The sequence below is a fragment of the Kribbella sp. NBC_01245 genome, assembly GCF_036226525.1.
GTDB lineage: Bacteria > Actinomycetota > Actinomycetes > Propionibacteriales > Kribbellaceae > Kribbella.
Map to the genome: position 1 here is coordinate 3,831,248 of NZ_CP108487.1, position 13,114 is coordinate 3,844,361.

Consider the following 13,114-nt stretch of genomic DNA (forward strand, 5'->3'; position numbering starts at 1 on the left):
CTACTTCAACCGGTACGCACGGATCGTCGTCTGCTTGACGGTGTTGCCGCCCGCGTCCGCCGCGGTCGCCCGCAGCGAGACGAAGCCCGTCTTCGGATGAACGAATGAGGCCTGCCAGTACGGACCGGTCTTCCGGATCGGCACCGACTTCCAAGTCTTACCGTCATCGAACGACGCTTCGACCTTCTTCAGGTCAACCGCGCCACCGCTCGTACCAGGCTGCCGGTCAACCCGCACCGGCACCACGATGGCCTTGCCGCCAGGCGCCCAGTTGTAAAGATCGACCTGCGGCTCGAAACCGACCGCCAGCAACGGCAACGGCTTCGCGGCCCTCGTATGCGCCGAGCCGAACGTCCAATCAGCCTGCACCCGCGTGGCCAACGGCCAGATCGGACTCACCCGCTTGACCTCAGCGGACAAGCGGTACTTCGCCGCACCGGGCTTGACCGCGAACACCCCGTCACCCGGGACGTTGCTGGTGGCAACGAGTTTGCCATCGGCGTACAGGCTGGTCGTGCCCTGGTCGAAGTAGCTGTAGTCCTCCGGCCGGGTCGGCCCCGCATGCCGATCCGAGTCCGAGAACAGCGGCAGGAACGCGTCGATCGTGTCCCCATCGCGATAGACCAGGTACGGCCCACGTTCCCGATCCGCGTAGGCGAAGTTCGTGACCCCCGGAGTGAAGGCGGCCCGGTTCCAGTCGACTTGTGCCTTCTCCCCGGCCCGGTAGACGCGCGCGGCCGTGCGGAAGCCCTGCTCGTGCGCCGGCTCCTCACCCTCCGGCGGCGCCACCCGGACCGACGTCTCCCAGGTGACTCCCGGCGAGTAGTAGTTCTTGCGCGCCAGCGGCAGCTCGATCTGGTTCGACCAAAGGGCGCTCCCCAGATCGAACCGTCCCGCTGTGGTCCCATAGTCGATGTACGCCGAACCACCCCGGTCGAGCAGCGCGTGGTACTTGGTCGAGTGCTCGGCGAGATCGCTGTTCCGCGGCCGGTACGTCAGGTTCGCCGGGATCCCACCGAGCTCGGGAATGGCCAGCTCATAGCGGTATGGGCTGGCCGGATGGCCGACCAGATTCACCTTCGCGCCCTTCAACCCGGCGAGCTTCACGCCTTCCGGACCTTCGGTGAAGACGGACGGGATCTCCGGCCCTTCGACGGACAGCCTGATCGGCTCCGAGAAGAAGAACAGTGTCGCGGCCGCACCCGCCTGCGCCAGGTTGGTGACCCGCTGATCGAAGACGTCGCCGTCACTCTCGCTGAGGGTGAAGACCGCCAGCTTGCCGCGCAGGTCCTTGCCCTCGAGGTCCTCCGGCCTGGCCCGGCCGGCATCGATCGCGTCCAGCTCCAAGGTATCGACGAACTGCTTCGAATCCGGCACCCAACTGACCGGCACGTCGAAGGTCTCCGGCGCAGTCACCTTGGCCTCGACCGAGCGCCGCTCGATCTGCACGCGCGTGTAGTAGGCGAAGGACGGGTGATCGCCCTTGGTGGGAACGGCGAAGTGTTCATCGCCGAAGCCACTGATGTAGCCCCACGTGACCTTGCCGTTGTCGACCAGCATTCCGCTCAGGCCGACCTCACGCTTCGCCTTGTCAGCCTCGACGGCAACGGTGCTGCGAACGCCCAGCCGGGCGTCCAACGTCAGCGTTCGGTTCGCGGTGAGGTTGAGCTCCGGCTCCGCGATCGCGGTCCTGGACCGCTCCTGGCTGCCGGGGATCGGCGTGTAAACGTACGACATGACGGCGTACCGTCCGGCCGGCAGCCGCACCTTTCCGCTGCCGAACAAGTCGTACGCGACCGCCTGGTCATCAAGGCTGACCAGGAACGCGATCGCGTTCTCGCTGTTCGCGGGCAGCTCGGCGCCGGCCCGGTCGATCATCTTCAGGGTCAGGTCGTAGCTCTCGGCCTCCTTGTCGACGCCGATCGGCACCTGCAGTGCGACGCCATCGTTGCCCGTAGCAACCAAGCGGCCGCCGACGGTCCCGACGGCGGTCTTCGCGGGATCGACCGTCAGACGCACCGGCGCCTGCCCACCCGCGGGAATCGTGACAGTGGGCACGTCGGTGGTGAACAGCCCCGCAGGTCCTTCGACGCTGAGGTTGAGCGTCACCGCGGTGGTACCGCTGTTGTGGAGCGTCACCTCCTTGGTCCGTGGCTCGGCGTTCTCGTGCGGCCACGCGTACTGCCCGAAGCTGAAGCCGGTCGGCTCGGCCGTCACCTGCTGCTTGATCGCCCGGGCCAGGTCGATCCGCCCCGCGCCCTGCTGGAACGAGGTGGCCTGGATCGGATGCGCGCTCGCCATCAGCGCCGCCTTCAGTTGTCCCGCCTTCCAGTCCGGATGCTGGCCCGCGAGGATCGCGGCAGCCCCTGCCACATGCGGAGTGGCCATCGACGTACCGGAGATCTTGGCGTAGTTCTCGTCGACGGCGTAGTCCTCGAGCGTGCCCTCGGCCCGGGCGGCGATGATGTCCGAACCAGGCGCCGCCACGTCCGGCTTCATCGCGTAGTCCCCGACGCGCGGTCCGACCGAGGAGAACTCGCTCAACTCGTCCTGCTTGGTCACACTCGCCACCGCCAGCGCCGCATCGGCCGCGGCCGGGCTGGAGACCTGACCATTCGGTCCGTCGTTACCCGCGGCGATGACGAACAAGGCGCCGCTCGCGGCCGTGAGCCGGTTGACCTCCTGCGAGATGGGATCGGTCCCGTCCGACGCACCGCCACCGAGGCTCATGTTGATCACGCGGGCGCCGCTGTCGGCCGCCCACTGCATGCCCGCGATGATGTCGTCGAAGCTGCACCACCCGCCGTCGCAGACCCGGCCGACCAGCAGGTCCGCACCCTTCGCGACACCGGTGTACTTACCGCCGGACGCAGTCCCCCGACCGGCGACCGTCGACGCGACATGGGTGCCGTGACCGTCGGTGTCCTTGATCCCCGATGACGAGCCGGTGAAGTCCTTCTCGCCCTTGACCACACCCTTCAGGTCGGCGTGGCCCGGGTCGTATCCACCATCGAGTACGGCGACCTTGACGCCCGCGCCGGTCAAACCCGCCTGCCAGGCCGTCGGCGCGCCCACCTGCTTGGCACTCACGTCCAGACTCGGACGGGCCTTGCCGTTCAGCCAGATCTTGGTCACGCCAGCGGTCCTACCCGCGGCGTGGATGGCCAACTTCTCGAACGACGCCCCCGTCTTCGGCGCCGCGACCGCCGTCAGCTTGGCCTTGGGCAACTGGCGGACCACCCGACCGAGCTGCAGCGCGGGCGCCTTCGCGGTCGACGTCTGCACCAGCAGCGGAACTTCCTTCGTATGCGCGTCATCCAGGCCCTGCCGCAGCAGACCCGTCACGTCGAACAGCGCCCGGTCGAGCACGCCCGCCCGGACCAACGGCATCGCCGCAGCCGGAATCACGGTCACACCACCCGGCCCGACCTGCTGGAAATGGCCATTCTTCTGAGCACCGATCCGCCGGGCCGGATCCACCCGGACATCCCAGGACTTGCCCTTGGGCGCCAGGTGGACCTTGTCGCCGGTGATCAGCGTGACCACCTTCGACCCCGCTGCAGGCTTATCGGTCGGCTCAGCAGTTGGCTGGGCAGTGGCAGCCGTCGCGCCGGCCAGGCCGCTCACCACCACGGCCAAGACCGTTCCCTGGGCGATCAACCATCTTCTTCGCGCCACGCTCGCTCCTCACACGTTGGTTGAGCTCGTCTCACCCGGTCCATGTCCGCCAACCCCCGGATCGTTTCCGGCCTGAGCCGATAACTCCCAGACACCGGATGGTCACAAGAAGTTCGCATGTCGCCTGGAAAGTTCACAGATTGATTGAATCTGTTCATAGCTGTTCGTTTCTCTTGACTGCGGTCGCTGCTGCGCAGAGAATCCGGAGATCTCCCAACCGTCCACCCCAGGAGTGCGCTGTGATCCCCATCCGTCCGGCGGCAATAGCCGCCACACTCGCCCTCGCCGGGGCCGGGCTGATCCTGCCCGCCCAGGCCGATACGACCGGCCTAAGTTCACCCCTGCTATTGCGCTCCCCGGAGCTGACCGTCGAGGTCGGCGCCGACTTCCCGCGTGTCGTCGGGTACGCCGACAACGCCAGCGGCCGCACCCTCGGCGGCCAGCCGAACGCGATCAGCACCGTCACCGTGAACGGCAGCCCTCGCACCGCGCGCCTGCTCTCCGGTCCCACGGCGAGCGCCGACCAGACCAAGGTCACCTACAGCCTCGGTTTCGACGCCCTGCCCGGTGTCGAGCTCGACGCCAGCCTGGCCCTCGCCGGGCGCGTCACCACCTTCAAGATCGACGCCGTTCGCGACACCGAGACGTCCCGGGTCAACACGCTGGACATCCCGGAGCACAACCTGGTCTCCGTGGCCAGCACCGACGACGGCGCGACGACGGCCTTCACCACGCTCGACCCCGACTCGACCCGTACGGCGGACCGGATCACGCCGGTGACCGCGTCGACCGCCGCCGAGGCGAGCCCGGTCGGGGCGGCGTACGCCTTCGTGAACACGGCCGGCCTGGCCGCCGGCATCGAGTCGAACTCGATGTACGACAAGCCGTCCGGGCAATCCGTCGACGATGGCGCGCGCTTTTGGCACCAGGCCCGTAAGGCTTCGGACGGCACGGTCCGAGTCGGCGTTTGGAGCGGCCAATGGACCTACCGCGGCGACACCTCGCCGTACACCGAGCCGTTGCCGTGGGCAAAGGTCGTCGTGACGCCGGACGCGAACGCGGACAAGACGGTCGACTGGCAGGACGGCGCGATCGCGTTCCGCTCGATCATGACCAAGCCGAAGGGTGGTGAGCTGACCAAGGACCGGGTGATCACGCACATCCCGTTCAACTTCGCCAGCCAGGCCACGCATCCCTTCCTGCGCACGCTCGACGACGTGAAGCGGATCTCGCTGGCGACCGACGGCCTCGGCCAGCTCGCCGTACTCAAGGGTTATGGCTCGGAGGGCCATGACTCGGCGCATCCCGACTACGGCGGTAACTACAACGTCCGGGCCGGCGGTCTGAAGGACCTCAACACGTTGCTTGCCAAGGGCAAGGAGTGGAACGCGGCCTTCGGCGTCCACGTCAACGCCACCGAGTCGTACCCCGAGGCGAACGCCTTCAACGAAGACCTGGTCGACAAGTCCGCCAAGGGCTGGAACTGGCTGAACCAGAGCTACTACATCAAGCAGCGGCCAGACCTTGCCTCGGGCAACATCGTGAAGCGGTTCCAGCAACTGCGCGATGAGACCGACAAGAATCTCCAGTCGCTCTACATCGACGTCTATTACCAGTCGGGCTGGCTAGCGGACAGCCTGACCCGGCAGATCGGCAACCAGGGTTGGCAGATCGCGACCGAGTGGGCCGACCGCCACGAGCGCACCTCGTTGTGGTCGCACTGGGCCAACGACCTGGACTACGGCGGCGCTACGAACAAGGGCCTGAACTCCAAGATCATCCGATTCGTTCGCAACCACGAGAAGGATGTCTGGAACAACGATCCGATCCTCGGCCAGACGTCACTGGTGGAGTTCGAGGGCTGGACCGGCGAGGTCGACTGGAACGCCTTCTACACCAACATCTGGCAGAAGAACCTGCCGGCCAAGTGGTTGCAGCATCACCCGATCACCGACTGGAACAACGGCGACATCACCTTCTCCGACGGCGTTCGCGGCACTGTTGCCGGAGGCAAGCGAACCCTGTACGTCGGTAACGCGAAGGTCCTCGACGGCGACAAGTACCTGCTGCCGTGGAAGGGCCAAAAGCTCTACCACTACAACCCCGAGGGCGGTCTGACCGCATGGCGGGTGGCACTGCCCGGCGTATCACGGTTGAACGTCTACAAGCTGACGGACAACGGCCGGGTGCGCGTCGGTTCCGTACCGGTCCGCAATGGCGTGGCCACCATCGACGCGGACGCCGGTCAGCCGTACGTGCTCTATCCCGAGACCGCGCCGACGCAGACCTCGGCCGACTGGGGTCACGGCTCCAAGTTGAAGGATCCCGGGTTCAACGCAGGCAACCTCACCGCCTGGGGTCCGAGCGGTTTCACCCGCATCGACGAACTGGAGAACGGCCAGCACGTCGCCGCCTTCGGCCCGGGCAAGGGCGCGCTGAACCAGCGCATCACCGGTCTGACCAAGGGCAAGACGTACAGCGCCTCGGCCTGGATCGAGGTCGAGCCGGGCAAGACCCGTCCGGTCACGCTCTCGGTCGACGGCTCGGCTCGCGTCACGGTGTCCCGCAGTTCCTTGCAGAACCGGGTCGCCGCCGACGACAAGCACGGGACGTACTTCCAGCGCGCACGCGTCGTCTTCGTTGCCGGTGGCAACAGCGCGCTGCTCTCGATCGCGGCCGCTGACGGCGATGCCCGGGTCCGCGTGGACGACGTACGTGTGGTCGAGACGACTCGCGTCGCGGTCGAAGGCTTCGAGGACGTCGACCAGGGCTGGTACCCGTTCGTGAAGGGCGATTCGGGCGGTACGACGGACCCGCGGACGAGCCTCGCCCGCAAGCACGCGCCGTACACCCAGGCCGGCTGGAACGGCAAGCTCGTGGACGACGTCATCACCGGCGACTGGTCGCTCAAGTCCCACGAGGAGAACGCGGGCCTCGTCTATCGGACAGCGCCCTGGACCGTCGGCTTCACGCCGGGGCACAAGTACCGGGTGTCGTTCGCGCATGAGAACGGTCGCGCCGGTCAGTACACCTGGGTGAACGGCGTCGACCGCATCGTCGACGGCCAGCCCAAGTCGGTAGAGGTCAACGCGACCCCGATGCCCGAACAGCGCACGCCGAAGACCTTCACCCAGGAGTTCGTCGCGGGTTGTGGCGGCGACTACTGGATCGGCTTGCGCAAGCTGAACTCGGGCGGCGATCAGGCCGACTTCATCCTGGACGACTTCACCGTGACGGACCTAGGCCCGAGCAGTGAGCCCGCATCCTGCACGTCGTTGGGCCTGTCCGGGCCGGACCTGAACGGTCTGGTCCCGGGTGAAGCCGGCGTGGTTGCGAGCACCTTCACGAACAACGACGTGTCCGCGGTCAACGGCGTCGAGCTCGGCCTGACTGTCCCCGAAGGCTGGACCGTCACCCCGAGCGGCCCGACGTCGCATGCCACGGTCCCGGCCGGCGGCAAGGTCACCACCACTTGGGCCGTCACTCCCCCAGCTGGTACGACGGCCGGCAAGTACGCCCTGACTGCCACCAGCAACAAGGGCCCGGCCATCACGGTCGAAGCCACGGTGCTACCGCCGGGCACGATCCCGCAGTCCCGGATCACGGTGGTCGACGTTTCCAGCGACGACCCGGGCACGGATGGCGCAGCCTCGGCGGCGCTCGACGGCAACCCGAGCACGTTGTGGCACAGCGCGTGGTCGGCGGTCCCGACGCCGGCGATCTACCCGCACCACATCACGCTCGACCTCGGTACGACGTACCAGGTGGACGGATTCGGCTACCTGCCTCGGCAGACTGGTACGAACGGGATGTTCAAGGGATACGAGGTCTACGTCAGCGCCGACGGCCAGAACTGGGGCCTACCGGTCAAGACGGGCGAATTCCCGAACTCGCGGGACCTCCAGCGCCTGACCTTCCCGGCCAAACCCGGCCGCTACCTCAAGTTCGTCGGCACCAGCTCCCTCAACGGCGCCGTCTTCGGCGCAGCCGCCGAACTAACCACCTACGGCACCCGCTAACCACCCCCGCGGCCTCGCCGTCCCCCCGTCCCCAGACGGCGAGGCCGCCCTTGCCCCTGACTTTGCATTCATTCGCCGGAATCCGCCCTCGCCCGCCGCTTGCCCGCACCGGACTGCGATGGCTGAGAGGGCGGATTCCGACGAATGAATGCAAAGTCAGGGGTTGGTCTCCCGTAGTGAGATGGGGATAGTCGACTAAGTTGATTGGAATAGGCTCTTCCGAGTCGCGATGACCATTGGCGGTCGTCCTGGATCGGAAGGGTTATCCATGAGTCTCGAGTTCCTTTGGTACATCCCGAACCAGGTCGAGCCCGGTCACCGCGGCGACGACACCGCGCAGGGACACAACAGCCTGGAGCGACTGACCGAATTGGCCCGGCTCACGGAGGACCACGGCTGGGGCGGCGCGTTGATCGGCACCGGCTGGGGCCGCCCCGACACCCTGACGGTGGCCACCGCACTCGCGGCGCGTACGACGACCTTCCAGCCCTTGGTGGCGATCCGCCCGGGCTATTGGCATCCCGCGCACTTCGCCTCCGCGTCGACCACGCTCGACCAGCTCACCGACGGCCGGCTCTTGATCAACATCGTGTCCGGCCAGGACAACCTTGCGGCGTACGGCGACGCCGAGGGCGACCAGGCCCAGCGATACGCCCGCACCAAGGAGTTCCTCGAGTTGGTGCGTCGACTCTGGACCGAGGAGGACGTCACCTTCACCGGCGACTACTTCTCCGTCACGGGATCGACCGTCGCGATTCGACCCGTCGTACGCGAAGGCCGTCCCCACCCGCGCCTCTACTTCGGCGGCGCGTCTGCCGCTGCGGAACGGGTCGCGGCGACGGATGCCGACGTACAGCTCTTCTGGGGCGAGCCGCGCGACGGGATCGCCGAGCGCATCGATCGACTCAAGCGACTGGAATCCGAGCTCGGCCGCGAACACGCGCCACTCGAGTTCGGCCTTCGCATCACCACGCTGGTACGCGACACCACCGAGCAGGCCTGGTCCGACGCCGAGGCCAAGGTGGCGAAAATGGCCGACGGGCAAGGCTTTCGCGACCCTCTACGCGTCAAGGCAGTGGGCCAGCAACGCCTCCTCGAACTGGCTGACCGTGGCGACGTACTCGACGACAACCTCTACACCGCGCCGGGCAAGTACGGCGGCGGTGGCGCCGGCACCACCTGGCTCGTCGGATCAGCCGAAGACGTCGCGAAATCACTCCGCAAATATCAGGACCTCGGCATCACGCACTTCATCCTCTCCGACACCCCGTACCGCGAGGAGACCATCCGCCTCGGCGACCAACTGCTCCCGCTGCTGCGTTAGTGGCCGACCGGCTCGGGGGATCGCCCATCGCCGGCATGGGCAAGCGCGCTGGGCGAGAGGCACCCGACGATCGCCGGCGCCTCGCGGATGAGCGTGTCGTCAGTGAGCACCCTTCGTCCCACCTACAACTACGCCGACGAGTTCAACCTCGGCCTCTCCCTAATCCTCAACGCCCTACACCCCGACACGCCCTAGCCCACCACAACTCACACCCAGGCCAGACACCAAGGTCTGCTGGAGGAGGCGAAGCGGGCTTTCGTTCGAACCTTTGGACTCGAACGCCGAAGCCGCTGATATTCGGGGTGATCTACTCGACGTTGCTGGTTGCCGTCCGAAACTGCCTCCTGACCTGGGCGTTTGCGGCAAGGACGTCGCCTGTTGCTGCTACTCGATTCCTGACGTTGCCCGTTGAATCCCGACCCGTAAGTCGTGCCGGAACCCGGTCCTGTTGGGTGGTCCGCCCTGCCGGAGTTGACGGTTACGTGTCAAGCGCGGGCGGTCCTGCGCGATGGCCCGATAACTGCCGACCACAGATTCGGGTCGGTGCGAATCCCTGGTCCGCCGACCCGTTGGTGAGTGATACGGCCGCTCTGTCCAATCTTGTCGGTGGGTGCTGCGATGCTGTGTTGGTGAGAAGACGCAGCGCTAGCCTCCTGGCGCAGATTGAGCACGAGGCGCTCGACGGTAGCCGACCACTTGCCGAGGTACTTCGGAAGTGTGTCGCATTGGGCGGAGAGGCGAAGTCCGCAGACTTGCGTGACTGGGCGAGTAGAGAGCTCAACGGCTATCGCGGCACTGAGGCAGAGATACCGGACTACCGGGAAGTTACTGGTGCTCTTGCCGTTGACCTGCTTAATTCGGTTCGTCAACTCAAGAACATGAGGATCAGTTCCTGGGATCTGCCTGATTTTGCTCAGGAACACTTCGACGAATCGCTGAAGCTGCACTTTAGTGTGAGGGAACTGGAGTCGATGTTAACCGATTCCGACGAGGGCACACTCAAACTATCACCTCCGGGAGCGGCTGACCTCGCTCACATTATGAATCGAACGCAGGCGGGCTCGGGCGAGCAGATAATGTCCCTGCACCTCTTGGTATCGACAACGGCTATACGTGGCGTCCTCGACCGGATCCGAACCATTCTGGTTCAACTGGTCGCTGAAATGCGTGCAATCTTGCCCGCCGAGTCCGAGACGCCTTCGCCTGAGGTTGCTGATGCGGCAATTAATGTCGTGGTCCGCGGCAGCAAGCGGACTAATGTGCAGGTTGTAACTTCTGAATCTGCCGGTGGCAATTCGCATGTTGTTGCCAGTCATGGAAAGAGCAATTCTGATGACGATGGTGGATTCTGGACGAAAGCGAAATTGGTTGGCGCCGTCACTGTTGGAGTTGCGACGGTCGCAGCCACGCTGGTTGGGATTGCGCAATGGCAACAGTGGAGCCCGTTCTAAATGAGGGCAACACCCTCGGCCCGTGGGTGATTCCTTGGCCAACGATCTGTCCCACCAATACGGCATCATGACATGTACGTGTCAATCGGCGGTTCAATGAGAAGGTTGCGGAATGGGATCACTAGCTGAGTGGATTGCAGCAACAGCGGCAGTCCTTGCGGCAATTGTCGTGGCGTATCAGTCTTGGCAGACAAAACGCAGTGCCGACTCGGCCAATTCGGCATCAGTGGCGGCGAATGCTGCATTGGAGATGGCGAGAAGCAGCCTTGCTTTGGCTCGTGCTGAGGAAGGAAACACTCGTACGATAATAGAGGAGACCATAAAGGCACGTATTGACAACCATGCGCAGTGGCTGAACGTTGACGCACCGGTCTCTGCAAGCTGGCCGCCGTATGAGCCTTCGATTGCTGGCGGTGAAGCGAACCGGATCGGACTCGATCGAACCTATAGGCTTCCCCGTGATCGGGACTCTCGGATTATCGTTCGACAGTTGTTCACTGTCCTGAACGAGCATCCTAGGGGCATCATGCTCGGCATGAATGCTTGGGATGTAATCGGTGAAGAGGTCACAACTTCATTAGGCCCGGGCCGATACTGGATTGCTGCTAACAGTCGAATGGATGGATCGTTTGATATCGAGCGGACCCTATCGGAATGGGTGGCAATTGCAGAGGCGCGGGCGAATGGTGGGGCCGGAGATCAGTACACCTACACCGTTACCGCCTATGACAACCGTGATGCTGGTGCGATCGACTCATACGACATTATCGTCGGCGGAAGTCCGGTCGTGCCCATTGAGAATGAGGTAGGCGGATGGAGGTTGCATCCCGCGCAGTTCCGGGACTTTGCGAGGAAGGACCCAGTTCTTGGCGCGGTCGCGTTGCCGGGAACGAGACGGTACTACCTCTCAAAGCGGAACGACAAGCCACTTGACTGAGAGGTGCGCGGAAGCTCGACGCGCGCCACAGGCCTCCGCATCACCCCGATAGCTGCCGCCGTTAGGTTCGGGTCGGTGGGGGTCAAGGGGCGAGCTTGCTCGCTCGCTTGCGACGCCGTAGGCGCCCTTGACGCGTGCCGGGCCGGACCGCCCTTCCCATGATTGCTGTCGGGGTGATGCGGAGCCCTAGCCCACCTGCACGGCTGCACCACCGGCCGCCCGCCGATGGCCGGCCGAATTGCTCAGCCCTCTTCACGACTCCCCGGTGCTGTTCGTTGACGAGAACGCCTGCGTCAGCGTGCGGCACCTTTGCCGTGTGCGCGCCATGCCAAGGGCCGCCAGGGAGGAGCCCCTAGGCGACGAACCGCCAGCGGCCCGGCCTCCGGTGGCGGCGCGCACCCTGCGGCCCTGTGGACCGCCTTGAAGACGTAGAGAAAGTTGTCAGGAGATCCGCTGGGCACAACGGTTTGTGCGCCGCCAGGGACTCGAACGCCAAAGCCGCTGATAATCGGGCTGATCTACTCGAAGTTACCCCTCGCTGCCCGGAACCCTTTTACTTTATGGGCTCTCCCGCGATGTGGTCCTTCGTCGCTACTGCTCGATCCTTGACGTTGCCCGTTGAATCCCGACCCGCAAGTCGTCTCGGATCCGCGTCCTGCGTTGTGGCTCGCCCAGCAGAGATTTGACGGATACGTGTCAACGATCGAAGTACTTGCGGAGACCCTCCGGCGGAGATTCACCCTTCATGCCGGACTTGCATCCATCCATGAAGTTGAGATTGTGTTCCGCATCGTCCGGCATGCTCGACTTTTGGTGTGCCGCGTCCCGGAACGTTCCGCATCGACTGACGATCTCCTTGTCGTCGGGCGTGTGGCTGGGATCGGCATCGTGCATCAGTCGGCCCGACAGGTAGCCCATCCCGTAGGGTTCACTGTCTCTATCGACTGTGACGATGCCAGCACACGCAGATGCGCCCAGCGCAAGGCAAGCTGTGATTGCCAGAATCTTGTGCATGAGCTACAGCGATGCGAAGGCCGAGACGGCCCCTATGGTCAGTCCAACTGCGACCGAAGCGGACAGCCAAAGTCCAATCGCCGCTGGCACGCGGTTGCCGATCGGAGCTCTGGCCGCAGAGTATTGACGAAGTCGACGCCAGAATGCTCGCGTCGCCATGCTCGCGAGAACGACGATGGCAACCACCACAACGATGTAGATCATGATGCCGAATGCACCCATTGCACCCCACCCCCGGTTGATACATCGGCGGATTGCGGGCCTTGTTACAAGCTGGGCGGCTCTGGGCCGAGCCACGAGTTGACGGCTACGTGTCAACAGGCGCGCCACAGACCTCAGCATCACCCCGATAGCTGCCGCCGTTAGGTTCGGGTCGGTGTGAGTTAAGGGGCGAGCTCGCTTGCGACGCCGTAGGCGCCCTTGACGCGTGCCGGGCCGGACCGCCCTTCCCATGATTGCTGTCGGGGTGATGCGGAGCCCTAGCCCACCTGCACGGCCTGCCTCACGGCTTACGCCTGAAGGCATGGCCGAGTTGCTCAGCCTCACAACTCCCCCGGTGCTGTTCGTTGACGAGAACGCCTGCGTCAGCGTGCGGCACCTTTGCCGTGTGCGCGCCATGCCAAGGGCCGCCAGGGAGGAGCCCTTAGGCGACGAACCGCCAGCGGCCCGGCCTCCGGTGGCGGCGCGCACC

At 65.2% G+C, this 13,114-nt stretch carries 6 protein-coding genes; 4 read left to right on the forward strand and 2 right to left on the reverse strand.

The features are described 5' to 3' along the window. Complete coding sequence (locus OG394_RS16900; RefSeq protein WP_328996325.1) at window positions 1-3,678, reverse strand: S8 family peptidase; 3,678 nt, start codon at window positions 3,676-3,678, stop codon at window positions 1-3. 239 nt (window positions 3,679-3,917) lie between these two features. On the opposite strand from OG394_RS16900, the gene OG394_RS16905 reads away from it, so the two are divergent. The 4 genes from OG394_RS16905 (at window position 3,918) to OG394_RS16920 (ending at window position 11,409) form a co-directional block, all read left to right on the forward strand. Next, window positions 3,918-7,697 (forward strand): endo-alpha-N-acetylgalactosaminidase family protein, encoded by a 3,780-nt coding sequence (locus OG394_RS16905; RefSeq protein ID WP_328996326.1) that lies wholly within the window; start codon window positions 3,918-3,920, stop codon window positions 7,695-7,697. Window positions 7,698-7,965: 268 nt separating this feature from the next. Beyond that, the gene (locus OG394_RS16910; RefSeq protein ID WP_328996327.1) at window positions 7,966-9,021 is read left to right on the forward strand and encodes an LLM class flavin-dependent oxidoreductase; all 1,056 of its coding nucleotides are present in this window, start codon (window positions 7,966-7,968) and stop codon (window positions 9,019-9,021) included. A gap of 629 nt (window positions 9,022-9,650) precedes the next feature. Next, window positions 9,651-10,472 carry an AbiTii domain-containing protein gene (locus OG394_RS16915; RefSeq protein ID WP_328996328.1) on the forward strand — a complete coding sequence of 274 codons (822 nt, stop codon included), beginning with the start codon at window positions 9,651-9,653 and terminating at the stop codon, window positions 10,470-10,472. A gap of 112 nt (window positions 10,473-10,584) precedes the next feature. Further along, on the forward strand, window positions 10,585-11,409 hold the full coding sequence (locus tag OG394_RS16920; RefSeq protein WP_328996329.1) for a hypothetical protein: 825 nt from the start codon (window positions 10,585-10,587) through the stop codon (window positions 11,407-11,409). A 696-nt stretch (window positions 11,410-12,105) separates the two neighbouring features. Here the strand turns inward: OG394_RS16920 and OG394_RS16925 are convergent. Then, window positions 12,106-12,423: a hypothetical protein gene (locus OG394_RS16925; RefSeq protein WP_328996330.1), complete on the reverse strand. Its 318-nt coding sequence runs from the start codon at window positions 12,421-12,423 to the stop codon at window positions 12,106-12,108. Window positions 12,424-13,114 lie beyond the last annotated feature (691 nt).